At 47.6% G+C, this 24,091-nt stretch carries 22 protein-coding genes; 7 read left to right on the top strand and 15 right to left on the bottom strand.

Going from position 1 to position 24,091, the window contains the following annotated elements:
• The first annotated feature begins 131 nt into the window (after positions 1 to 131).
• From GM173_RS02270 to GM173_RS02245, 6 genes are all read left to right on the top strand, one after another.
• Complete coding sequence (locus tag GM173_RS02270) at positions 132 to 1,961, top strand: ABC transporter ATP-binding protein (protein WP_203569701.1); 1,830 nt, start codon at positions 132 to 134, stop codon at positions 1,959 to 1,961.
• A gap of 47 nt (positions 1,962 to 2,008) precedes the next feature.
• On the top strand, positions 2,009 to 2,320 hold the full coding sequence (locus GM173_RS02265; protein ID WP_203569700.1) for an antibiotic biosynthesis monooxygenase family protein: 312 nt from the start codon (positions 2,009 to 2,011) through the stop codon (positions 2,318 to 2,320).
• Between the two features lie 63 nt (positions 2,321 to 2,383).
• Positions 2,384 to 2,923 carry a DUF4442 domain-containing protein gene (locus GM173_RS02260; RefSeq protein WP_203569699.1) on the top strand — a complete coding sequence of 180 codons (540 nt, stop codon included), beginning with the start codon at positions 2,384 to 2,386 and terminating at the stop codon, positions 2,921 to 2,923.
• A gap of 69 nt (positions 2,924 to 2,992) precedes the next feature.
• A complete protein-coding gene (locus GM173_RS02255; protein ID WP_203569698.1) occupies positions 2,993 to 3,619 on the top strand; it encodes a PH domain-containing protein in 627 nt (208 codons plus the stop codon).
• 52 nt (positions 3,620 to 3,671) lie between these two features.
• Positions 3,672 to 5,351, top strand: coding sequence for a DUF2813 domain-containing protein (locus tag GM173_RS02250; RefSeq protein ID WP_203569697.1), 1,680 nt, complete (start codon positions 3,672 to 3,674; stop codon positions 5,349 to 5,351).
• A 67-nt stretch (positions 5,352 to 5,418) separates the two neighbouring features.
• Entirely contained in the window at positions 5,419 to 6,159 is a 741-nt protein-coding gene (locus GM173_RS02245; protein ID WP_203569696.1) for a competence/damage-inducible protein A, read from the top strand.
• A gap of 8 nt (positions 6,160 to 6,167) precedes the next feature.
• Here the strand turns inward: GM173_RS02245 and GM173_RS02240 are convergent, their stop codons facing one another.
• A complete protein-coding gene (locus GM173_RS02240; protein ID WP_203569695.1) occupies positions 6,168 to 6,401 on the bottom strand; it encodes a DUF2789 domain-containing protein in 234 nt (77 codons plus the stop codon).
• A 239-nt stretch (positions 6,402 to 6,640) separates the two neighbouring features.
• Here GM173_RS02240 and GM173_RS02235 point away from each other — a divergent pair, with 239 nt between their 5' ends.
• On the top strand, positions 6,641 to 8,413 hold the full coding sequence (locus GM173_RS02235) for a glycoside hydrolase family 18 protein (RefSeq protein ID WP_203569694.1): 1,773 nt from the start codon (positions 6,641 to 6,643) through the stop codon (positions 8,411 to 8,413).
• A 75-nt stretch (positions 8,414 to 8,488) separates the two neighbouring features.
• Here the strand turns inward: GM173_RS02235 and GM173_RS02230 are convergent, their stop codons facing one another.
• From GM173_RS02230 to gluQRS, 14 genes are all read right to left on the bottom strand, one after another.
• Positions 8,489 to 9,373 (bottom strand): hypothetical protein, encoded by an 885-nt coding sequence (locus GM173_RS02230; protein ID WP_203569693.1) that lies wholly within the window; start codon positions 9,371 to 9,373, stop codon positions 8,489 to 8,491.
• 200 nt (positions 9,374 to 9,573) lie between these two features.
• A complete protein-coding gene (locus GM173_RS02225; protein WP_203569692.1) occupies positions 9,574 to 10,746 on the bottom strand; it encodes an O-succinylhomoserine sulfhydrylase in 1,173 nt (390 codons plus the stop codon).
• 63 nt (positions 10,747 to 10,809) lie between these two features.
• Positions 10,810 to 12,354, bottom strand: a complete 1,545-nt coding sequence (gene purF / locus GM173_RS02220) for an amidophosphoribosyltransferase (RefSeq protein WP_203569691.1) — start codon at positions 12,352 to 12,354, stop codon at positions 10,810 to 10,812.
• 56 nt (positions 12,355 to 12,410) lie between these two features.
• Positions 12,411 to 12,902, bottom strand: coding sequence for a CvpA family protein (locus tag GM173_RS02215; protein WP_203569690.1), 492 nt, complete (start codon positions 12,900 to 12,902; stop codon positions 12,411 to 12,413).
• Positions 12,899 to 13,684 carry an SPOR domain-containing protein gene (locus GM173_RS02210; protein ID WP_203569689.1) on the bottom strand — a complete coding sequence of 262 codons (786 nt, stop codon included), beginning with the start codon at positions 13,682 to 13,684 and terminating at the stop codon, positions 12,899 to 12,901. Before GM173_RS02210 ends, GM173_RS02215 begins: the two co-directional genes overlap by 4 nt.
• A 3-nt stretch (positions 13,685 to 13,687) precedes the next feature.
• Positions 13,688 to 14,968, bottom strand: a complete 1,281-nt coding sequence (folC, locus tag GM173_RS02205) for a bifunctional tetrahydrofolate synthase/dihydrofolate synthase (protein WP_203569688.1) — start codon at positions 14,966 to 14,968, stop codon at positions 13,688 to 13,690.
• A complete protein-coding gene (accD, locus tag GM173_RS02200; RefSeq protein WP_203569687.1) occupies positions 14,969 to 15,835 on the bottom strand; it encodes an acetyl-CoA carboxylase, carboxyltransferase subunit beta in 867 nt (288 codons plus the stop codon). It lies immediately after the preceding gene.
• Positions 15,836 to 15,852: 17 nt separating this feature from the next.
• Positions 15,853 to 16,656, bottom strand: coding sequence for a tryptophan synthase subunit alpha (gene trpA / locus GM173_RS02195; protein ID WP_203569686.1), 804 nt, complete (start codon positions 16,654 to 16,656; stop codon positions 15,853 to 15,855).
• 63 nt (positions 16,657 to 16,719) lie between these two features.
• On the bottom strand, positions 16,720 to 17,925 hold the full coding sequence (trpB, locus tag GM173_RS02190) for a tryptophan synthase subunit beta (RefSeq protein ID WP_203569685.1): 1,206 nt from the start codon (positions 17,923 to 17,925) through the stop codon (positions 16,720 to 16,722).
• A 32-nt stretch (positions 17,926 to 17,957) separates the two neighbouring features.
• Complete coding sequence (locus tag GM173_RS02185; RefSeq protein WP_203569684.1) at positions 17,958 to 18,587, bottom strand: phosphoribosylanthranilate isomerase; 630 nt, start codon at positions 18,585 to 18,587, stop codon at positions 17,958 to 17,960.
• Positions 18,588 to 19,424: a tRNA pseudouridine(38-40) synthase TruA gene (gene truA, locus GM173_RS02180; protein WP_203569683.1), complete on the bottom strand. Its 837-nt coding sequence runs from the start codon at positions 19,422 to 19,424 to the stop codon at positions 18,588 to 18,590.
• Positions 19,370 to 19,999 (bottom strand): hypothetical protein, encoded by a 630-nt coding sequence (locus GM173_RS02175; protein WP_203569682.1) that lies wholly within the window; start codon positions 19,997 to 19,999, stop codon positions 19,370 to 19,372. Before GM173_RS02175 ends, truA begins: the two co-directional genes overlap by 55 nt.
• A gap of 24 nt (positions 20,000 to 20,023) precedes the next feature.
• The gene (locus GM173_RS02170; RefSeq protein ID WP_203569681.1) at positions 20,024 to 22,900 is read right to left on the bottom strand and encodes a motility hub landmark protein FimV; all 2,877 of its coding nucleotides are present in this window, start codon (positions 22,898 to 22,900) and stop codon (positions 20,024 to 20,026) included.
• A 168-nt stretch (positions 22,901 to 23,068) separates the two neighbouring features.
• Complete coding sequence (gene gluQRS / locus GM173_RS02165; RefSeq protein ID WP_203569680.1) at positions 23,069 to 24,031, bottom strand: tRNA glutamyl-Q(34) synthetase GluQRS; 963 nt, start codon at positions 24,029 to 24,031, stop codon at positions 23,069 to 23,071.
• Between the last annotated feature and the right edge of the window lie 60 nt (positions 24,032 to 24,091).

The raw sequence follows: 24,091 nt of genomic DNA, 5'->3' as shown, positions 1-24,091 counted from the left end.
AACGACTAACCCAAGTATAGATGTACGAACGGTCAAGATGCCAAATCATTCATTCGCCGCAATAATTCACTGTCACTTAGCCATCGCCCTTCTGTACAATCAAGCGCTAATTATTGAAAGGAAAACAAGCTGTGTTTCGTCTTTTTGAAAGCCTTGTTCACCCTTACCCAGAACAAGAAAGCAAACCTCAATCGCACAATTGCAGCTCATTCATTTGGCGTTGCACCAAAGGCTTGCGTCCGCTGATTTTCGGCATGATGGTGTGTACGGCCTTGATCGGCTCATTTGAAGCCATTTTGTATAGTTTACTCGGGCATTTAGTCGACTGGCTGGGGCATATTGAACCCAGCCAATTTTGGGAACAAGAAAAACCCAAGCTTTACCTTATTACCGCAGTTTTGCTACTAAGCCCCGTCGTAGTTGGGCTGCAAACACTGCTCAAGCATCAGGCTCTAGCGGGGAATTTTCCTATGCTGCTGCGCTGGAATTTCCATCGCCAAATGCTGGCGCAAAGCATGAGTTTTTATCAAGATGAATTTGCTGGCCGCGTCTCGGCCAAGGTCATGCAAACAGCATTGGCAGTGCGCGAAGTCGTGTTTATCGTGACTGACATCATGGTGTTTGTCGCCATTTACTTTTTTACCATGCTCGCCGTTGCCGGTAGTTTTGATCTCTGGCTACTAACACCGCTACTCGCGTGGATGCTGCTGTATATCGCAGCGATGTGTTATTTCGTGCCGCGTCTTGGTAAAGCGGCGCAAAATCAAGCTGACGCACGCTCACTAATGACCGGGCGAATTACTGACGCCTACACCAATATCGCTACGGTGAAGTTATTCTCACACGGTCGGCGCGAGGCTGCATTTGCCCGCTCGGCAATGCAAGAATTTATGCATACCGTCAACGGTCAAATGCGCTTAGTCAGCGGCTTTGAGGTGGTCAACCACACACTCAGTATCTTGCTGATTTTGGGCAGTGCCGCGACTGCGCTGCATTTATGGAGCCTAGGGCAAGTCACCGCTGGTGCGGTCGCCGCATCCCTCGCAATGGCGATGCGTTTAAACGGCATGTCACAATGGATTATGTGGGAAATCGCCGCCTTATTTGAACACATCGGCACCGTGCAAGATGGGATCAACACGCTGACCACCCCACACCAAGTGCTCGATGCCCCCAACGCGCCGGTCATTGATGTGCCGCGCGGCATGGTGCAATTTAATCAGGTTGATTTTGGCTACGACAGTGACCGTCTACTGCTGAATCAATTGTCTCTTCAAATTCAAGCGGGCGAAAAAATTGGCTTGGTGGGGCGTTCTGGCGCGGGCAAATCGACTATCGTCAATTTACTGCTGCGATTTTATGACATCAACGCCGGCGAAATTTTGATTGATGGCCAGAATATCGCCCACGTTCAACAAGAAAGCTTACGCTCTCATATCGGCATGGTGACGCAGGATACATCACTGCTGCATCGCTCGGTTCGTGAAAATATCCTTTATGGCCGCCCCGACGCCAGCGACGCTGACATGATCGCCGCAGCCCAACGCGCCGAAGCACATGAGTTTATTTTGACGCTGAGCGACCCTGCTGGCCGTACTGGTTACGACGCGCATGTCGGTGAACGCGGCGTCAAACTCTCCGGAGGACAACGGCAACGGATTGCAATTGCTCGCGTCATGCTCAAAGACGCACCGATTTTATTACTCGACGAAGCGACCAGTGCACTCGATTCAGAAGTCGAAGCCGCCATTCAAACCAGCCTCTATCGCTTGATGGAAGGCAAAACCGTGATTGCGATTGCGCATCGACTGTCAACGATTGCCGCAATGGATAGGCTAATCGTGCTCGATCAAGGCAAAATCGTCGAGCAAGGCAGCCACCAAAAGCTACTCGAACACAACGGCTTGTATGCACGACTCTGGGCGCATCAAAGCGGTGGCTTTTTAGGGGAAGAAGATTAAAGTCTGCTTTAAAAAACGCTTTTTCAATAACAAAACGGAGGATTGCCATGCTCGCCAACACGCCACCACCGCCCTACTACGCAGTCATCTTTACGTCGATTCGTACTGATATCGATCAAGGCTATGGCGAAATGGCGGCCAGAATGGTTGAACTCGCCCAAACTCAGCCTGGGTTTTTAGGTGCAGAATCAGCGCGTCAAGCACTGGGCATCACCGTTTCTTATTGGCAAGATTTAGCGGCAATCAAAAACTGGAAAGCACATAGTGAGCATCTGTTGGCCCAGCAAATGGGGCGCGAAACATGGTACCAAGCGTTTAAAGTTCGGATTAGTAAAGTCGAAAGAGATTACGGGTTTTAACGGGTATCTATCGCTAAGCATTACCGATAAAAAGCTACATTCACATACCCAACAGGGTTAATTATGTCGCCCTTATTTAGAAAATTTGTATTTAGCATACTCGCCCGCCCCAAGCTGGCGAGTTTTTTGCTCAAGACTGGCTTTAATTTCTATCCGGCAATTCGCCGCACGGGTTGCCGCGTCAGCCAAATTTCCGCTGATCTGCGTGAGATCACGGTCAAACTGCCACTCAATTGGAAAACCCGCAATCTAAATGGCAGTCTGTTTGGCGGCAGCATGTTTGCGGCGACCGATCCGTTTTACATGAGCATGCTGTATTTTAATCTGGGCGATGATTATGTCGTCTGGGACAAAGGTGGCACGATACGCTTTAAGCGCCCGGCACTGAGTACGCTTACCGTGCAATTTACAATCGACGAGGCGGAGCTCACTGAAATTCATCAGCTCTTAGCAATTACGCCCGAAATTACTCGCACTTATCCGCTGCAACTGATTAATCAAAAAGGAGATATTTGTGCCGAAGTGGAACGCATCGTTTACATCGCACATAAGTCGGCTTACGAGCAAAAACAAAGCGAGCGCAGGTTACAAAAACAACGCTAAACCGCACGCTGCAATTTGCATCTTCCCGTGCAATAATTGACACTCCACTGACGAACAAGAGGTGCTCCTATGTTTGGCAAATTAGCAGCAGATGCATTAGGACTTAGCGACATTGGCTCAGTCGTTAAACCGCAGGATTACGACAAAGTCGATAGTGATGATTATGTTTTCCATGAAGACCATGAAAAAATCTATTTCCTGATTAAGTCGAAAACCGATGAATACTGCTTTACCAACCGAGCGCTGATTCATTTAGACGGCACCAGTGCGATGAGCAAAAAACGCATGCTCTATCGCTATAGCTACCATGCTTACCCGATTACGGACGTGCACCTCGAAACCGCCGGCACCGTTGACATGGACATCGAAATCAAATTTACCTTTGGTAGCAAAGCGTTTTCGATTGACGTGCATAAAAAACACCTCGAAGAGCTAAAAGACCTCTACAAATCTTTGCTAAAAATTGCCGAGACCATGCACGAAAATGAAGTCGCGCACGACAATGCCAAGGCCAGCTTACAATTGGCAGCCACGACGCTAGGTCGTGGTCAAGTCGGAGGTACGCCCGTCGTCGAGGCATTTAAAGAAATCAACCAAAGCGCTTTTAGCTGGCTGTCTGCCGCACAGCAAAAATACGTCGTGAAAGATTTTGGCTTTGTGTTTGAGCGTTATCTCAATCCACCGACCACCGAATAATCATCAAAGGGTTGCCGCACCGCAACCCTTGCTTGATTGAGGGATTCAAACCATGCAATTAGTGCGATTGCAAATCACCAATTTTCGCGGCATCAGCCAAATTGATTTAACGCTTGATCCCAATGCCACCGCACTGTTTGGCGAAAATAACTGGGGCAAAACCAGCCTCATCAACGCACTGTGTCGCTGCTTAGGTAGCCCGACTCCGATTGAAAATCTATTTACGCACGATGACTTTCACCGTATCAATAATTCGCGTGCCAGCATTGCGCGCCGCCTCAATATCACGCTATTTTTTAAAGCCAGCGATGACGAAGCGCATTCGTTTTCCGGCTTAATCTGGCCTGATAACAACGGCACGCCGATGCTGGCACTACGTTTTGCAGCGGAGCGCTTTGGTCACACCGAGATTCACGCGCGGCGTTTATTTGTCGGCAGCGACGGCGCAGAGCTCGATCACGAGCACAGTGATGCACTGGCCACCCAGTTAATTGAACGCCATCCAGTGCTGCGCTTTCGCGATATGCAACTCACTGATTGGCTCGAACACCCCCGTCTCGCGACTCAGTTACGCCCCGAAGAGCCTGAACTCACCGCCAGCGATGCGGTACGCGCAGTTTTTGAACGGATCTTAACGTTGCCGCACCAATTACACCCGCAAGAGCTCAGCACCGGCCTTGCCGCAATGCAAGCGCTGCTCGAAGAGCAAGCGCAATTTCTGCAAAGCAAGGCACCGCAACGTTTAGCCGAACAAATCGCCGCCGCGCCGCTCAATTTTCGCAATGAAGACAGCTTGATTGATATCGCCAATCGCTCGGGTTCGAGTTTGCGGCGCGTTACTTTACTGATCTTACTCGGTGCTCTGCTCACCGCGCGTGGCGACAACCCAATGCACGCCGATGCCGAACCAATTTTGGTAATGGAAGACCCAGAAACGCACTTACACCCGATTCAACTGGCGATGATCTGGGGCTTAATCGAACAACTGACGCTGCAAAAAATCATTACGACCAATAACGGCGATTTACTTGGTAGCTTTATGCAAAGCGGCTTGCGCCGTTTAGTACGCCAACCCAATTACGTACATGTTTATCAGCTCGCCGCGAATGCGCTGTCATTAAGCGATGCGCGCAAAGTCGCCTTCCATATCCGCAGCAATCGAGCCAGCAGTATGTTTGCGCGCGTCTGGCTGCTGGTTGAAGGTGAAACTGAGTTTTGGTTGTTTCCAGAATTGGCACGGATTTCGGGGGTTAATTTCCCGCTCGAAGGCATTCGCTGTGTTGAATTTGCCCAAGCCGGTTTGGCACCACTGATTAAATTTGCCGATCATTTGGGGATTAAATGGCACGTTATTTGCGATGGCGACGAAGCGGGTCTCAAATATCAACAACGCGCACAGCGTTTACTCAACAACCGTGACGAACAACGCCATATCACGATGCTTAATCAACGCGATATTGAACACTACCTCTGGCACAACGGTTTTGCTGATACCTTTAAAAATGCCGCCGCACCACGTGGCACACCCAATCCGTATTATCAAGCTGCGCTCGACAAACAAATCGAGCTAGACGATGAAGAAATCATTGCTCGTGCGCTGCGCTATCACAGCAAACCGGGGATGGCGCTTGAAATTGCGGAAGCTGCGGAAATTAAAGGCAGAAACGCAATCCCAACTGAACTTCAAGCGATGTTTACCACATTACAATCACTGAGCACCGAACTAGATTAGCATGGGGTATATAGACCAAAGCTAATTTAATAATTAATCAAGAAGCAATACATGCATAGAGTATCCAATGGCTAACTTTACACTACTCATCATCGGCGACGAAATCCTCAGTGGTAGACGACAAGATCAACACTTTGGCGCGATCTTGCAACGGCTCCAGCAACGTGGGCATACATTAGATGCGGTTTTGTATTTAGCCGATGACCGTCAGGCCTTATTCGAAACGTTTCAGCGCACGCTAGCGCAAGGCCGGCACGTGATCAGTTGTGGCGGCATCGGTGCGACCCCCGACGATTACACCCGCGGCGCACTGGCATTGGCACTGAATCGTCCACTGTGCCGCCAGCCCGAGGCCACTCAACTCATCGAACAGAAATTTGGCAGCGACGCTTACCCACATCGAATCAAAATGGCTGAATTTCCAGCAGGTGCCAGCATCATCCCGAATCCTATCAATCAAGTGGCAGGCTGCTCGATACAAAACCACTATCTCTTACCCGGCTTTCCCAGCATGGCTTGGCCAATGGTGGAATGGCTATTGGATGAATATTACGAAGTGGCCGCTGCCAAGTACCGCCAAAGCATCACGGTACTGAATGCCAAGGAAGGCGATTTGATCACGATTATGCAAGAGTTAGTGGCTAAATGGCCCACACTCGCTTTTTCTAGCCTGCCTAGTTTTGGCAATACGCATTGCGCCGAGCCACATATTGAATTTAGCGTACAAGGCGAGCAAGCAGAGGCTGCTGCAGCAATTCAATTTTTGCACCAGCAAATCAATACACTGGGCTACACCGTATTTCAATGAATCGAAACTTAGTTATGAGACAACAGCACCGCTAGCTCATCAATCATCTCAGCCCATTCTGCGTCATTTTGTAATTCATCAGCTAGAAAAGCCGCTTGGCTAGGTGTCCAAAATGGCGCAGCCGCGATATTGATATCACTGGATAAACGATGCGAGCAGATAAATCTTTTAATACTGGCGGCATCGCTAGCCAAGCCAAGCTGGGCAAATAATGTGCACAATGAATGCGGGCTGGTGTCCATCTTTATGCTCCAAAGTAACAGGAATATCCTTTGTCGTAATCGCAACAATGGCGCAATACAAGTACAACGACCACATTCGCGCCCCAAGCGAGCGAGAAATGTCTTAACAGAAGCTAAACCTCAGCGTAGTTCATGCTGCCTGTACTACAAAAAGAACACCCACTGATAAAAATTCGTGCATTGTCGGCTTTTCTATTAACCTCGAGAGATAAAAATCTTAACCGAGGAGTCGCTGAGAAATGAAAAAACTCTTATTGCCATTACTGATTGCATCGGCTTTTGCCCAAGCAGAAAACGTCGTATTTGAAGAGAATTTTGAAAAAGATTTAAGTCAATGGGTAGGCTTAGGCGGCGAAGACAGCTCGGCTATTTATACCTCGATCGTGGTAGATCCGCTTAACCCCGACAATAAAGTGGCTCGTTTTGATAAACCCGTGAATATTGGTGATCTATTTAGCCGCGCTAAATTTCCAGAAGGAAAATACAAAATTTCCTTTGATTACCTTGGGATGTGCGGCGGTAACTGCGGCGCTACACTTGGCCTCGATGAGGGTAAGCCGGGTCGGAAAGAACAGTGGCTAGCCAGTACCGCCACGGGATTCCCAGAACGCCTCAAAGACACGAAAAAGTGGGAACACTATGAGTTTGATTTCAAAGGAAAATTTGATTTTCATTTGAAATGGGAACAATGGGATTCAGCCAAAGGCTCTGGTAAAGACGCCTATATCGACAATATTAAACTGGTCAGCCTCGAAGTTGCCAAACCTGACGAGAAAAAAGAAGCCAAAATCGTTCCAATTACTGCAGGTGTTGCCGGCCCAAGCTCGCCCCAATCTGTGATGTATTTCCCAGCATGGGGTAAGCACACCAGTGGTTTTAATGTTAAAAACCTGGTCGACAGCGGTGCCGCTAGCAAATTTACAGTGCTGGAATACGCCTTTGGTAATGTAAAAGACAATCGCTGCGTGATCGGCGTAGACAAAGCTGGTGAAGGTGCGGCGGGTGATGATTACTGGGATCCTGTCCCTAAAGAAGCAACGCTAGATGGACTGGAAGATAAAGGTGATAACGGGTTATTTGGGCACTGGAATCAGCTCAAACAACTAAAGAAAAAAAATCCAAATCTCAAAGTATTCATTAGCTTAGGTGGCTGGAATTGGTCGAAACACTTCTCTGATGCAGCCCTTCCAGCCAATCGCGAAGCCTTCGTCAAATCGTGTATCGATGCCTACATTAAAGGCAATGTGCCAAACAAAGAAGGCAAAGTCGTACCCGGTATGGCTGCGGGCGTCTTTGATGGGTTTGACATCGACTGGGAATACCCAGCATCGCCAGGTAATGATGGCAATATCGTCCGAGCAGAAGATACTCAAAACTTTACCGCATTGCTCGCCGAGTTCCGCAAACAACTCGACGCAGTAAAACCTGGCTTAATCCTCACCATCGCCGCCCCTGCTGCGACGTCTAAATCAGAGAAAATTGAGTTAGAAAAGATTATTCCTTATCTGAACTGGATTAATCTGATGGCGTATGACTTTACTGGCCCTTGGTCTGCGGTAACGGGTCATCATGCTATTCTATTCGGCGGCGCAAAAGATCGAGTTTCTGTTGACGGCTCCGTAGAGGACTACCTCACGCGTGGCATCCCAAGTAATAAACTCGTACTCGGCGTTCCTTTTTATGGTTATGGCTGGAAGGTCAATAGCCTAGAAAATAATGGGATGTATCAGCCGACTCAAGGCGTTGTAAAAGCCCCTGATGGCGAACCAACGTTGAAGTACAGCTACGTTAAAAATCTGCCAGGAAAAGTATTCCGTGACGACAAAACACGCGCTGTATGGAAACTCAATGGCAATGATGTGATCGTCTATGACGATGTACAACTACTCAAAGAAAAAATTGAGTTTGCTAAAAAGAAAAAACTGGGCGGTATTATGGCTTGGGAATTGTCGCAAGACACGCCAGATGCAGAGTTGGTCAATACCATCTACCAAAATCTGATCAAGAAATAATAAGCAAAAATCCCTGCCGATTCTGGCAGGGATTTTTTTAGCGACCCAAAAGGCTGATTAACTCAGCCTTTTGCTTTAAAACTTCCCCGAAAGCGTAACTGCATAGAAAGGCATCGTCGAATATTTTTCTTTCGACACTTCATTCCCATTATGGTCATTGATAATAAACTGACCATTAAGCGCAGCACCGGCATAGAATTTCAAACTAGCACTTGGTGAAATCTCATAATCGGCACTAACAAACAGTGGAACAGTTCTATTTTCAACTGAACCGTGCGAGGCAATTGGGTTTGAATCAGACAGTCTAATTTCTACTTCTCGCCAAGTCCCGCCAGCAGACAAGGTCCACTTCGGTGATGCACTCCAAGCCAATTCTAGGCCAGCAGGACCAGCCGGACCTGCTACATTTGGATTTTTAACTGTCAAACTATCACTGACTTTCCAGTTCACAATCAAAAATGGAAACACTTTCGCGTCAATCGGGCCATCCCAAGCACCAACCCCCAAACCCAGCATCAGATCAGGGCTAAATTGTCGAGCAGCGAATGCAGTAAGACCATAATTAATACTTTCATTACGATCTGCGCCTTCCTCTGCGGAAAACTCAACCCCTGGACTCACAGAATAAATCCAGCCCGATTGAGTGCCATAACTATACGGCACTGTCAAAACTGCACGATTAAAATCACCAAACGGTGTTTTTCCACCCCAAGCTTTCGGGGCATCAAATTCCCATTCTTGACGACTCAAATTCAGATTAAAGCCAATCCGCTGATTTCGATCGATGGCGGTACTCGCCCCCAGCGAAGCAAGCACCATATTCGAACCAACGCGCCCCCCCGAATCAAGATCGGTTTTTTGTGAATAGATTGGAGTGACATTCAAATTCCATACCACATCATTGGCTGATGCCAGCGTAGAGCATGCTAGAGCAGCAGAAAGCACAGCTATTTTTTTCATTCAAATACTCCAAATCAATATCAATGATGCCGATTCTAGCTTGCGCCCACTAAATGGGCGAATAAATCAAACCGCGTGTCGTTTTATGCGGCGAATATAAATCAGCAGTGACCTATCAAAAATCAAACCCACTTTTCAAAGAAAAAATGCAGGTATACAGCTAGAGCAAATAAAAAAATAAGGATCAGCAAGCAATACCCTTATAGACCGCCTTGCAAATCTTTAATTAAATCACCAACGTGCTCTAAGCCAACCGAGATCCGCACCATTCCATCAGTAATGCCGGCAAGTGCACGTGCTTCAGGCGTTAATCGCCCGTGTGACGTGGTGGCCGGATGCGTAATCGTAGTGCGCGTATCACCTAAATTAGCAGTACGGCTCATCAATTGAACCTGATCAATTAATGCCCAAGCCGCCGTTTTACCCCCTGCTAGCTCAAATGACAACACACCACCAGCACCAGTTTGTTGGCGCTGAGCCAACTCATATTGTGGATGCGATTTCAGCCCTGGGTAATACACGCGCGTCACTTGCGGTTGTTGCTCTAGCCATTGGGCTAATTGCAAAGCGTTTTCGCAATGCGCTTTCATCCGCAAGCCCAATGTTTCCAAGCCTTTCAACAATACCCAAGCATTAAACGCTGATAAAGTCGGGCCTGCCGTACGTAGAAACAGATAAATCGGCTCAATCACTGCATGACTACCCACCACTGCCCCCCCCAGCACACGACCTTGTCCATCGATAAACTTAGTCGCAGAATGCACAACAATATCTGCACCATGCTTCAAAGGTTGTTGCAAAGCTGGCGAGCAGAAACAATTATCCACCGCTAACAAAGCACCGTGCTGATGGGCAATTGCAGCAATCGCCGCAATATCAGCAATTTCGGTCAATGGATTATTCGGCGTTTCAAGAAAAAACAGCTTGGTCGTCGGCTGAACCGCAGCTTCCCATGCCGACAAATCAGTCTGCGCAGCGTAAGTGACGGTCACGCCAAATTTACTTAAATAGGTATTAAATAACTGAATCGTCGCGCCAAATAATCCGCTTGAGGCCACAATGTGATCACCTGATTTCAGATGCGCCATGCAGAGTGACAAAATCGCGCTCATCCCCGATGCGGTTGCCACCGCGCGTTCTCCGCACTCTAAAGCCGCAAGTCGTTGCTCAAATGCGGCAACTGTTGGATTGGTAAAACGCGAGTAAATGTAGCCAGGCACTTGGCCGGTAAACTTAAGTTGTGCTTCTTCAGCAGAGCCAACCACAAAACTTGACGTTAAATGCAGTGCGTCAGAATGCTCACCAAATTCAGTCCGCATCGTACCTGCCCGAACCGCCAGCGTGTCTGGGTGTAAATCATCCAAATTCAACATATTGATTCCTTTTTTCAATAAAAACGGGAGCACGCGGCTCCCGTTTTATCTGCGCTTTTACGATTAAATCAAATTCTGCTCGGCAACGCCAATATTCAAATCCAAAATCCGGCTATCACCCTCGCCCTCGTTCGCTTTTGTCGATAGCGGTGAAACACGCTTGGCTTCTAGCTCATCTAAATATTGATCTGTAATGTCACCGGTAATGTATTTACCATCAAAACACGATGTTTCAAATGCAGTGATTTTGCCTTTGCTGGCATCAGAACAGGCTTGAATCAAGGCATCTAATTCTTGATAAATCACACCATCAGCACCGATTTCAGTAGCGATTTGCTCGGCATTACGGCCTGTGGCAATCAACTCATTGCGCGTTGGCATGTCAATACCATACACGTGCGGGAATTTCACCGGTGGCGCAGCAGAAGCCAAGTAAACTTTCTTCGCACCAACATCACGTACCATTTGCACAATTTCTTTCGATGTTGTGCCGCGTACAATTGAATCATCAACCAACAATACATTCTTGCCACAGAACTCAACCGCAATCGGATTGAGTTTTTGCCGCACAGATTTTTTACGGCTCGCTTGACCCGGCATAATAAAAGTGCGGCCAATATAGCGATTTTTCATGAACCCTTCACGATACGGCAAGCCCAGCGCATCTGCCAACTGCAAAGCTGAATCACGGCTGGTATCTGGGATCGGAATCACCACATCAATATCCAGCGCTGGCACCATCGCACGCACTTTAGCAGCCAATTGCTCGCCCATTTTCAAGCGCGCTTCATGCACAGAAATGCCATCAATCACTGTATCAGGCCGAGCAAAGTACACATGCTCAAAAATACAAGGCACCAATTCAGGGTTTGCATGACACTGTCGACTAGATAACTCACCATCAAGCGTCACATAAATTGCTTCACCAGGGGCAACATCACGCATGAATTTAAAGCCTAATACATCGAGCGCCACTGATTCGCTCGCGACAATATATTCAGTCCCTTCTGGCGTATCATGGCTACCCAAAGTTAATGGGCGAATACCATGCGGATCGCGGAAAGCAACCATACCAAAACCAGCAATAATCGCCACAACGGCATATGCACCTTTCACACGGCGATGTACCGCAGTAATGGCATCAAAAACCGTGTCGGCATCCAGTTGCGGTCCTGTTACGCGGCGCGATAATTCATGTGCAAACACATTACAGAGCGCTTCCGAATCCGAATTGGTATTGATATGCCGCAGATCCGTACGGTACATGTCCTCTTTGAGTTGTTTGTCGTTCGTTAGATTACCATTATGTGCCAACACAATCCCGAACGGACTATTCACATAAAACGGCTGTGCCTCAGCCAAGCTAGACGCCGAGCCGGCAGTTGGATAACGAACGTGGCCAATCCCCACATTGCCCATTAAAGATCGCATATTACGTGTGCGAAACACATCACGAACAAGGCCTTGGCCTTTATGCATATGAAGCACTTGCTGTTCAGCAGTGACGATACCGGCTGCATCTTGTCCGCGGTGCTGCAATACTAGCAGTCCGTCGTACAACATTTGGTTTACCGGAGTTTTAGCGACCACACCTACAATGCCACACATTGGTCAAGATTCCTTGCGTTTACAACATTTGAAAAAATTAATCTTACTAACTTAGGTCAATCGTAATGAATTCGACTGGCAAAAGCTTCAGGCAACCAAGATTTTGCCAAAAACGCGCTTTGCTCAAATAAAGGGCTAAACATCGCATTGCGCCACTCAGGCTCTTTGGGCAAGCTGGTAAAACCAGCCAATAAAACCAGAGTCAGCACCAATAAATACCCACGAGCCACGCCAAAACCTGCGCCAAGCACCCGATCAATCGGTTTAAATCCAGTTGCTTTGATAAATTGATTTAAGGTAATTCTAAAAATGGCAGAGAGCAGCCAAACAATAAAAAATAATGTGGCAAATGCCCCCAAGTAACGCAGGCTCTCAGTAGGAATACTCTCAGGCATCCACAGCGACACTTGCGCCGAGTAATGCATAGCACACCAAAACGCCAGTACCCAAGCACACAAAGCCAGTATTTCTTGCGTTAAACCACGCATCACAGACAACAATATTGACAAGCCGACGATGCCGAGCGCGGCATAATCAAACGTCGTCATTGTGCAGCCTTAGCCACTAAGCTACCGGAAATTCCCATTTCCTGCATTGCTTTCACCCACGCTTTAGCTTTTGCCTCATCGTCAGTCGGCCCGACTCGAACTCGAGTTAGTTCACCCTTACTCGTTTTAATTTTCTCACTACCAGCTCTAACCCCTGCATTTTTTAATTTCCCCACCAATTCTGCGGCCTTTTCAGCATCAGCGTATGCACCAACCTGAATATAATAGACTTTTTTCGCAGCTGTCGGCGCAGCAACGGCACTCGACTGCTTTCCTTCTAAAATATCAGCGGGATTGGCAGCGGGTTTTTTGGCTTCAGGTGCTTTGGTTGGCTGTTTTTCAATCGGCTTTTTGCTTGGTACAGGTTTAGCAGTCGCCACAATCGCTTGGCTAAGTGCTGGTTTTTCGGTTGGAGCAGCAAGTTCAGCTTCTTTATCAGTAGAGGGCGCTGTTTTTTCTGCTTGGTGGCTCACCAACTTACCGGGCAGCGCGACCGGTGCAATTCTTGACGCCTCAATAGGCGCTGGTTCTGCAACTGGCGCGGGCTCAATCGGCGCCGAAGCAATAACAGCGGAAGCTTTAACGTTGTCAATAGTCGAAGATAAGGCCGGCGCGCTAGAGATAATTTCGACCGCGTGGTTATCGACTAGATTTTTAGGCGGTTCACCATCTAAAACCGTCCACAAAAATGTTAGCGCAAAAATAACCAGAGCAATTGCGCCAATTAAACGGCGACGAGCGCGTTTTCTTAGCTGTTGAAGTTCGTCACTCACATTTGCCATACTTTATTGCCCACGCGCCACCATGACTTCAGCCACAGTAAAGAAAGATCCAAAGACCACAATTCTATCAGCTTCAACCGCATTATTGCAGGCTGATTGATAAGCTTTTGCGACTGTTTCATACTGTTCGACGCGCGCCTGCGGTGAAATTTTTAGAATGATTTCTGCCAAACTCGCCGCACTTGCCGCCCGCGGCAATGCGGGCGCAGCCACGTGCCACACATCAATCCGATCAGCCAGCAAGCTAATCACCCCTGCGATATCTTTGTCTTGCATCATTCCAAGTACCGCATGCGTCTTCGGATGAAATCCCATTCCATCCAAGCTCGATTTGAGTACTAATGCTGCATGGGGGTTATGCGCTACATCCAGCACTACGGTTGGCCTACCGGGCAATACCTGAAAACGTGCTGGCCATTCAACTTCTAGCAAGCCGCGCTTGATGTCGCCCAATGACACTGGCAACTGTGCTTGGCATGCATCGAGCACCGCCAGCACCAAACACGCATTATTGAGTTGGTATTTACCGCGCAACGCTGGTAAAGGCAAAGCATGGCGGCGTAAGCCAGCCCTATTCCACCAAGACCATTGCAAGCCTTCTACTTGCATCTCAAAACCAAAATCACGCCCGATTAATCGCAGGTCGGCACCGAGTTCTGTAGCGACATCCAGCAATGTCTGCGGCGGCTGAGGATCTGCGCATAACGCAGGTTTGCCTGTGCGGTAGACGCCCGCTTTTTCCACCGCAATTTTCTCACGGGTATCTCCAAGATAACTCTGATGATCAATGCCAACACTGACGACGGCAGAAACAGTAGGCTCAAAAATATTCACCGCATCTAAACGACCACCAAGCCCGACTTCCATCACGGCAACATCAACGCCCTGCGCAACAAACTGATGCATCGCAGCGAGCGTACCAAACTCAAAGTAAGACAAACTAATTTCACCACGAGCTTGTTCAATCGCGCGAAAGCTATCGACAATTGCCGCATCAGTAACGGGCGTGCCATTAATCGCAATCCGCTCGTTGTAATGCAATAAATGCGGCGAGGTATATGTGCCTACTTTATAACCCGCCGTTCGCAAAATTTGCGATAGCATCGCACATACCGAACCCTTGCCATTGGTGCCGGCAATCGTCAGGACTGGAAATTGGGCTTGCAATTGCATCGCATCGCGAACCGCGGTCACGCGAGCCAAACCCATATCAATCGCGATGGGATGCAAAGACTCCAAGTAGCTCAACCACTCGGTCAAGCCATCGGCATTGAACACTGACATTTAATGCGCCGCAGGTTGACGATTGAGCAACGTAATCACATCTGCTAAACGCTGACGCAATTCACGACGATCAACGATCATATCAATCGCGCCTTTTTCCAACAGAAACTCAGAACGCTGAAAGCCTTCCGGCAAAGTTTCGCGGACAGTTTGCTCGATCACACGCGGCCCCGCAAAACCAATCAAGGCACCCGGCTCAGCCATCACCACATCACCCAAGAACGCAAATGACGCAGAAACTCCACCCATCGTAGGATCAGTCAACAAGGAAATAAAAGGTAATTGTTTATCAGCGAGTTTGGTCAAAATGGCGCTGGTTTTCGCCATTTGCATCAATGAACTCAAACCTTCTTGCATCCGCGCTCCGCCCGAAGCTGATACGCAAATAAATGGCAAATCATTTTCAAGCGCGGTTTGCACGCCCCGCACAAAACGCTCGCCAACCACTGAGCCCATAGAGCCACCGATGAATTTAAACTCAAACGCAGCGACGACGACAGGCACCGTCAAAATCGAGCCTTGCATCACCACCATCGCATCATCTTCACCCGTTGCCGCGTGCGCAGCAGCAAGACGATCAGGGTAACGCTTACCATCTTTGAACTTCAGGATGTCAACTGGCTTAACTTCAGCGCCAATTTCAAAACGCCCTTCAGCATCCAGAAGCTGATTCAAGCGCTCACGCGCTGGAACTGCATTATGGAAATTACATTTGGGACAAACTTCTAAATTATTCGCCAAATCGGTGCGATACAAAACGGCATTGCACGCATTGCATTTACTCCAGAGCCCTTCCGGCACGGCAGATTTACTGGCCGTGGTACGGCTTTGAATTTTTGGCGGTAATAATTTTTGTAACCAACTCATTCCTAACTCCTCAAGCCTTAGTGACGGGCACTATCCATTGCGGCACGCACTTCAGCCAAAAACACTCGCAAACGCTCAGCAAGACCCGCTTCGCCTTGCTCGACTTCCTGCACTAAACGTGAACCAATCACGACGGCATCCGCAATACGCGCGACGTCAGCTGCTGTTGCGGCATCACGTATCCCAAAGCCAACACCAATTGGGATCGATAAAAATTGTTTTAGCACATCCAGTTTGGCCTTCACATCCGCCACATCCAGATTCGCCGAGCCCGTTACCCCTTTCAGAGAAACGTAGTACACGTAACCACTAGCCAATTGAGCCACTGCTTTCACGCGTGACTCTGGTGTGGTCGGAGCCAATAAGAAAATCGGGTCTAAACCGTGCGCTTTAAATACTTGCGCTGACTCTACAGCCTCTTCTGGTGGCATATCAACGGTTAGAACCCCGTCTACACCAGCCGCAATTGCCGACTTCGCAAATTCTTCGTAGCCCATCGCTTCAACAGGATTGGCATAGCCCATCAAGACCACCGGCGTAGTAGGATTTGTCGTGCGGAACGTAGCGACCATTTCAAATACACGGCGCAACGTTACTTTATGCGCCAGCGCGCGCTCTGATGCTCGTTGAATTACAGGGCCATCGGCCATCGGATCAGAAAATGGTACGCCCAGCTCAATCACATCCGCGCCACCTTGCACCAATGCGTGCATCAGTTCCACGGTTAGATTTGGGTTTGGGTCACCAGCGGTAATAAATGGAATCAATGCTTGGCGGTTTTCTGCAGCCAATTGCTGCATCACACTTTGAATACGAGACATAGGTATCTTTATCAACACATTATTAGACAATGCTTGGCGAGACATACCCCGCCAAACAGAAGTTTAAAGCTGAATGCCGCTCATTTTTGCAATCGTTGGAATATCTTTATCACCACGACCAGACAAATTCACGAGCAAGACTTCATCTTTGCGCATTGTTTTTGCCATTTTGGCTGCTTGCGCTAAGGCATGACTTGATTCCAGCGCAGGAATAATACCTTCATAGCGGCACAAATCATGGAATGCAGCCAACGCTTCGTCGTCATTAATCGCCACATATTCAGCGCGGCCTAGGTCTTTCAAGAAACTATGCTCAGGACCAACACCAGGATAATCTAGACCAGCAGAGATTGAATGTGTCTCACTAATTTGACCATCTTGATCTTGCATCAAGTATGAACGCTGACCATGCAACACGCCGTGCTTAGCGTTTGATGTCAGAGGCGCAGCATGACGCCCAGTATCAACACCATCACCACCCGCTTCAACACCAATTAAGCGAACATTGGCCACGTCGATATATGGATGGAAAATACCAATCGCATTTGAACCGCCACCAACACAGGCAATCACCGCATCAGGCTGGCGGCCAATCATGTCTTGCATTTGGACTTTGCACTCTTCACCGATCACCACTTGGAAATCACGCACCAATTGCGGATATGGATGCGGGCCTGCTGCGGTACCAATGATGTAATACGTTGAGTCGACATTGGTAACCCAATCACGCATTGCTTCATTCATAGCGTCTTTCAGAGTTTTAGTACCAGACTCTACGGCAACCACTGTGGCACCGAGCAATTTCATCCGATACACATTGGGCGCTTGACGAGCAACGTCTTCAGCCCCCATGTACACGACGCATTCCATACCATAACGCGCCGCTACCGTAGCAGACGCAACACCATGTTGGCCCGCTCCTGTTTCAGCGATCACTCGCTTTTTCCCCATCCGTCGCGCCAGCAAGGCTTGACCGATCGTGTTGTTGACTTTATGGGCGCCAGTATGATTTAAATCCTCACGCTTTAGATAAATCTGCGCGCCGCCCAAAGCCTCTGACCAGCGCTCAGCATGATAAACAGGGCTTGGACGACCGACATAATGCTTCAAGACATGGCGATACTCATCCATAAATGCAGGGTCTTTCAACGCTTTTTCAAATTCAATCCGCAACTCTTCTAAAGCAGGCATTAATGTTTCTGCGACATAAATACCACCATGAATACCAAAATGGCCACGTAAATCTGGTTGCTGATAAATTTCGCTCATGACTCTCTCACATAAACACTTAAAGCAGATTATTAAATAACGGCACGAATAAAGGCATCGACCCGCTGCAAATCTTTAACACCCTTGCTCACTTCGACCCCACTTGAAACATCTACAGCCCAAGGCCGGACTTGCTTAATCGCTTGGGCGATATTTCCTGCATGCAAGCCACCGGACAAAATTAAGGGCAAAGGCCACTCACTGGGTAGACCATTCCAATCAAACGAATGCCCAGTTCCACCTGGTACGCCGTCAACCCACGCATCTAATAAAAGGCCACGACATAAGGGTGAAACAAACTGCTGGGCGTATTCTAGCAAATTTAAGTCGGGTTTTACCCTAACCGCCTTGATAAAAGGTCGACCAAATTGACTGCAATACGCTAAATCTTCATCACCATGAAATTGCAGCAAGTCTAAAGGCACTTTTTCCAACACGGAACTGACAACTAAAGCAGACTCATTGACAAACAAGCCAACAGACATCACAAAAGCAGGCAAAGAGGCAACGATTTCAGTCGCTTGCTCTATTGAAACATGCCGTGGACTAGGCGGATAAAAAACCAAACCAATCGCATCAGCACCAGCCTGTGCCACTGCTCTAGCTGTTTGAGCATCACGCAAACCACAAACTTTTACCCGTGTACGTAAATGTTGATTCATTTAAATTAATCCATAACGATATTCAGGCTCAGTGGGCAATGCAAACTCAGCAGGATATGTGACCCCCGTCAAATACAAACCATCCGGCATAAAAGTAGGTGGTGCTGATTGTCGATTTTGTTGAGCTAACAACCAAGCCATCCATTCAGGCTCTTCATTTCCTTTGCCAATATGCAGCAAAGCCCCCATCATATTGCGTACCATGTGGTGTAAAAACGCGCCGGCAGAAAAATCAAAGCAAAGCATATTACCTTGCTCACTGATTTCAATTCGTTGTAATAACTTTATCGGCGAAAGCGCTTGGCATTCTGCGGCCCTAAAACTACTAAAATCATGCTCACCTAATAAATGCTGTGCAGCTGCACGCATTTTATCTACATCCACATCATAATGAATCCACCCCACTCGCCCAGCTTGTAAGCTAGGTCGCACAGGATGACGCAACAGCAAATAGCGATAATGCCGAGCAGTGGCAACAAAACGGGAATGAAAATGATTAGGAACTTCACGCGCCCATAAAACAGCAATCCCAGAAGGTAAAAAGCTATTTACACCCCGCACCCACGCCGTAATCGGGCGCTGAACAGCGGTATCAAAATGCACAATTTGTCGGCTAGCATGTACGCCAGCATCTGTCCGCCCAGCGGCATGCACACGAATTTCATGCCCAGCCATTTTAGCAACAGCTCGCTCCATCTCACCCTGAACAGTCACCATTCGTGGCTGAATTTGCCAGCCACTAAAATCTCGGCCATCATATTCAATCGCTAAGGCGTATCGCTTCAATTCCAAAACCCACTCACTCCCATCGCTATAGTCAATACGATTAATATGCATTGCAACGATAAAATAATCTGCTGAGCTTGCCTCATAGGGATATATTCAAAGCAATATTCAGCAACTGCACCACAACTAGGACGCAGAATCAAATTAAATAACTCGACGAATCCCAGTCTGGCTACCAGCAATTCTTCGGCTTTTTCTAATGTTAAAGCAAATCTGAGTGCAAAGCGTGTTTGTAACTGATTAAAAAATTGTAGCGGGGTCAGAAGAATAAAAATCGAAGTAAAAATTTCAGCACGCGTCATCAAAACAAGCATCAACTGCAAACTTGAAGTAACAATTAATATCCTAGCTATTTGCTCTAAGCCCAACAGCAAACCTGCATCCGTCGGCGAAAGCCCAGTCAACCACAAATACCGCCCAGGAACAGACCATCCGTAAACAAGCATAATCGAAACAAGTAACCACTTGAGGCGAGGTAAACTTCGTCGCAGTCTATCTCGCACCCAAAAACAGGCCAATCCGAGAGTGACAGCGCAAACAAGAAAAAGATAATGGCGCTCAAGCCATGGCAACAAAGTAAGTAGCCACAACCAAAGCGCCAAAATATTGATCGAATGCAGTTTCAAAAATTAATTCAACACAAACCAAAATTACAAATCAGATAACAACGATTTCGCTGTATTTTGCTGTTCTGGACTACCCTCTTGCAGGGCTTCTTGCAAAATTTCCCGAGCGCCCTCGACATCCCCCATATCAATGTATGCGCGCGCTAAGTCAATTTTTGTTTGCACTGGATCATCCGCAGCAAAATCAAGCTCACTATCTGTTGCGGCGACCTCCAAGCCCAAACTAATATCACCCAAAGGCACATCCATCACAGCAGGGGATACATTTTCCGCCGCAGCCCCCGACGAAAGCCCCTCATTCAAATCAAAATCAAAATCCAAACCAATATCAGCCGCTGCAGTCTCGATATCACCTTGCGAACCTTTTTCCAACGCATTATCTGGCAAATTTAAATCAGGCAATTCGGCGAATATCGACTCAGCCTCATCTTGCTTGAATGCGTCCACCGGAGTAGAAATATCTAAATCCAAAGAATCAACCATAGATTCAAATTCATTCATTGCAGGTGAAGCTAATTCACCGGCAGTCTCCTGTATTGGATTCAAGGCTGCATCCAAATCAAAATCAGCTAGTGCATCCAGACCCTCCAATTCGCCATCAGAATCAACAGCAGGCACGCCAAGATCAATTGGTAAATCCAATGCCATCATCTGATCATTTTGCGCAGCAAACAACGATGAGGTCTCTTCAACCCCAGGAAGAGGCTGATCAATATTGTCAAGGTCCATCGCAACCGAATCAAAACTCAGCTCGTTTGCATCCTCAGGAAGCGGTTCAGGCTCATTAAATTGTAATTCCTGTGCAGGCTCTAATGCTTCGCCTGACTCGGCCCCAAATCCAGATAAATCACTTAAATTTTGCGATGGATCTAAATCCAACTCAAAATCTAAGTGATTATCAAGCGCCTGCGACAAATCAGGCTCAGTCACCTCAGACAGTGCAGAGGCGGCAACAGCGGCCGCACCTACAGCAGCAACAGGAGCAAGCACGCTGGTATCAACCAGACCAGCATTACCATCTAAAGCTTGATAAAGTGGATTTTCTGGATCAATCGCACGGCCATTTTCTGCTGCATGCTCCCAATGATGTCCTTTACCACCGGTAATTGCAAACAAAGCAGAAGCATGCTCCTCAAAGGAAACCTTATCCTTGCGTGCAGCATAGATATCGAGCAATTTCATTCGAATTTCATGACGCGAAGGATCTTTATGTAAGGCATCTTTTAAAATTTCTTCGGCTTGAGCATCACGACCATACGCCATATAGACTTCAGCTTCGGCAATCGGATCAACTTCATCGGTATCAATAGTACCTAAGCCTTGGCGACTAAAATCGGTCAAGAATGAGTTCTCAGTCGACTGAGTACTAATCACTCCGCCGCCCGTACTACCCAGTACTGTATTTGCTTTAAGATCACCGCCAGTGATAATACTGTCTTCAAATACGCCTGGACGCTGACGTCGACGGGCATACCATAAACCGCCCGCGCCCAATAAAATCGCCAACGCCCCGCCACCCAGCGCCAATGGATTTTCAAACAAGCCCTCAATAAACCCAGGCTCTTCAGGCACATCCGCAACAATTTCTACCCGTTTTTTCACTTTAGCAACAGGACTAGCAGCCACAGCACTAGCGGCCACTTCACTTGCAGTAGCCGTAACTTCCGATGAAACAGCAGAAGCAACGACCTCAGCAGCAGAAGCTGTAGATGACCCTACTGCAGTTGGTGACGCGACTGCAGAGACTGCTGCAGAAGCTTTTGCTTTCATCGCCACTAACTTTTCCATGTCCGCTACATTTTTTTGCAGCTCCGCAACCCGCTGATTGGCTTCGTTAAGCGCCTTTTGACGAGCGGCAACCTCTTCTTCCAAAGCTAGAACTTTTGAGTTATCGGCTGACTTTTTAGCCGCATCAGCTGCTTTAGAAAGTTTTAAAACATCTTTATTTTTATCAACTGCACTTGCGCCCTGGTCTTCAACTTTGGCAGTAATTTTACCGCCCGTAGCCTGTTCGGTTAAATCGCGTGGCGCAGACTTAGCCGCAGCTTCACCTAACTTACTACGATACTCACTCCAGTTGGCAGACTGCACTTGTACTTCTTTAGTTGCTTCTTTAGCGCTTAACTGCTGCATTTCTAAGGCCGACTGCACACGCAAGATTTTACCGCGCTTTAATCGATTCATATTGCCATCAAATGCGTCAGTATTACTCCGGTAAAGACTAACCAAAACTTGATCCAGACTCACACCATCAGGCTTAACTCGCTTTGCCACAGCAGACAAAGTATCACCACTTTTTGTTGTATAAGAGTCAGCTGCAGGCTCTTTACTTGTACTTTCTTTTCTTGATTCAACGACTTCTTTAGCCTGAGCATCCTGAGTGGAGGCCGCCTTCGATATTTTGGCTGAAGGGGGTTTAATAACTCCAGTCGTTCTCGTTCCAGGTAAAACACTCGGACTAAATTTCGCTGTGCTACCAGAACTCACTGAAGGCGCATAACCAACAGGATCAATCAATGCGGTGTATTCACGCTGAATCCGCCCCGACGCCCAATTCAATTCAACTAACAAGTCCAAAAATGGCTCGGTAATTGCCTGTGCTGAGTTGACGGTGACGTAGTACTGACCATTGGCACGCTTTTCAATATTAAATCGTAAGCCTAAGGCGCTAGGAGGATATGAAATTTGCGCTGTTGCAAACGCCTCTGGTGGCGCCAAACTAACGACCAAAGAATCGGCTTCGCCTGGCTGCACGGAAACCAAATCAATTTCACCACGAAACGGCTGACCCAACCCAGACAAAACATTGAGTCGCCCCAAACCAGCTGCATTAGCAAACAAGGGTAAAGCAGCCATCGTTACGGCCAATACGCATGTTTTTAGTCGTGGCGTTTTAAGCACAAGCAATCTCCCAATCGCGGTCACACAATTTCGCTAAATTCTGTACCATGAATCAAATTCGATTTAATTTCTTTGTCGAAGCACTTTAAAAACTTTCAGAAAAAGAAAGTCAAACATCATAGCGACATTTTAATTTCAATAATTAACCGATAATACTAACAATTCAATCTAAAGCAGAATTTTATATTCATTTTTATGCTCGAACGTAACAGAGACGCTACGTTTTTGTGGAATCCGAGTCAAATCCCAAGAACCCAACGCCCACTGCCACAACAACGCAAGAGGCGCCCCCCGTAATTCTGCTGGCGGTTCATGCCCTAAAAATTCAAGAGCAAAAAATAACTGCTCAGACTCTGCACCCGCAAATAAAGGCTCAGCTTTAGTCTGCTTACTTAACTTCTCGCCCTGCAAATTGGCAAGCACGGGCAGATGAGCATAAGTCACTGTGGGATAGTTCAGCACCCTTTGCAGACCAATTTGTCTTGCCGTTGAATCTAATAAATCCGATCCACGTACAACGTGAGTCACACCGCATTCAGCATCATCAACAACGACAGCTAACTGATACGCCCAGCAACCATCAGCGCGCAACAGAACATAATCACCGACAGTCTGCTGAACATCCTGCGCAAACACCCCTTGTATTAAATCAGCAAAGACAATAAGACCACCATCTACACGAAGCCGCCACGAATGTGGGACATTCGTTTTTCTAACGCCTAATCGGCAAATTCCTGGATAGATTAAGCCATCCAAACCCTGCCGACCATAGATTGCCACCTCTCGTCGTGAACAACTACATGGGTATACGTATCCACGCTCAATTAAATCATCCAATATAAAGCGATACCTATGATGTCGATCACTCTGAACAAGCAATTCACCATCCCATTCAAAACCAAACCTTGCTAATGTTTCTACGATATCATTTTGCGCACCCAGCTGATTTCTTGTTTGGTCAACATCTTCGATTCGCAGCAACCAACGCCCACCATGAGCCCTTGCATCTAAGTAACTAGCCACCGCAGCAACCAAGGACCCCAGATGTAACGGCCCTGTTGGACTTGGCGCAAAACGCCCAACATAAGCAGAGGAACTTTCTACTACATCAGCACTCTTTAAATTCGCCATACCACACCTAATTAACAAGGCAGTCTGCTAAAATGGCGATATTTTTACAGCAGCTAAATT

Origin of the sequence: Deefgea chitinilytica, from assembly GCF_016881405.1 — a bacterium.
GTDB lineage: Bacteria > Pseudomonadota > Gammaproteobacteria > Burkholderiales > Chitinibacteraceae > Deefgea > Deefgea chitinilytica.
The sequence above is the reverse complement of the archived record's forward strand: the minus strand, read 5'-3'. Positions and strand labels throughout refer to the sequence as shown.

Coding starts and splice junctions, on each gene's coding strand:
- GM173_RS02225 (WP_203569692.1), bottom strand. CDS start 10,746: ATGTTGAATTTGGATGATTTACACCCAGACACGCTGGCGGTTCGGGCA.
- truA (WP_203569683.1), bottom strand. CDS start 19,424: ATGCATATTAATCGTATTGACTATAGCGATGGGAGTGAGTGGGTTTTG.
- GM173_RS02210 (WP_203569689.1), bottom strand. CDS start 13,684: ATGGCAAATGTGAGTGACGAACTTCAACAGCTAAGAAAACGCGCTCGT.
- trpA (WP_203569686.1), bottom strand. CDS start 16,656: ATGTCTCGTATTCAAAGTGTGATGCAGCAATTGGCTGCAGAAAACCGC.
- accD (WP_203569687.1), bottom strand. CDS start 15,835: ATGAGTTGGTTACAAAAATTATTACCGCCAAAAATTCAAAGCCGTACC.
- GM173_RS02265 (WP_203569700.1), top strand. CDS start 2,009: ATGCTCGCCAACACGCCACCACCGCCCTACTACGCAGTCATCTTTACG.
- gluQRS (WP_203569680.1), bottom strand. CDS start 24,031: ATGGCGAATTTAAAGAGTGCTGATGTAGTAGAAAGTTCCTCTGCTTAT.
- purF (WP_203569691.1), bottom strand. CDS start 12,354: ATGTGTGGCATTGTAGGTGTGGTCGCTAAAACTCCGGTAAACCAAATG.
- folC (WP_203569688.1), bottom strand. CDS start 14,968: ATGTCAGTGTTCAATGCCGATGGCTTGACCGAGTGGTTGAGCTACTTG.
- trpB (WP_203569685.1), bottom strand. CDS start 17,925: ATGAGCGAAATTTATCAGCAACCAGATTTACGTGGCCATTTTGGTATT.
- GM173_RS02215 (WP_203569690.1), bottom strand. CDS start 12,902: ATGACGACGTTTGATTATGCCGCGCTCGGCATCGTCGGCTTGTCAATA.
- GM173_RS02185 (WP_203569684.1), bottom strand. CDS start 18,587: ATGAATCAACATTTACGTACACGGGTAAAAGTTTGTGGTTTGCGTGAT.
- GM173_RS02250 (WP_203569697.1), top strand. CDS start 3,672: ATGCAATTAGTGCGATTGCAAATCACCAATTTTCGCGGCATCAGCCAA.
- GM173_RS02245 (WP_203569696.1), top strand. CDS start 5,419: ATGGCTAACTTTACACTACTCATCATCGGCGACGAAATCCTCAGTGGT.
- GM173_RS02255 (WP_203569698.1), top strand. CDS start 2,993: ATGTTTGGCAAATTAGCAGCAGATGCATTAGGACTTAGCGACATTGGC.
- GM173_RS02240 (WP_203569695.1), bottom strand. CDS start 6,401: ATGGACACCAGCCCGCATTCATTGTGCACATTATTTGCCCAGCTTGGC.
- GM173_RS02230 (WP_203569693.1), bottom strand. CDS start 9,373: ATGAAAAAAATAGCTGTGCTTTCTGCTGCTCTAGCATGCTCTACGCTG.
- GM173_RS02235 (WP_203569694.1), top strand. CDS start 6,641: ATGAAAAAACTCTTATTGCCATTACTGATTGCATCGGCTTTTGCCCAA.
- GM173_RS02260 (WP_203569699.1), top strand. CDS start 2,384: ATGTCGCCCTTATTTAGAAAATTTGTATTTAGCATACTCGCCCGCCCC.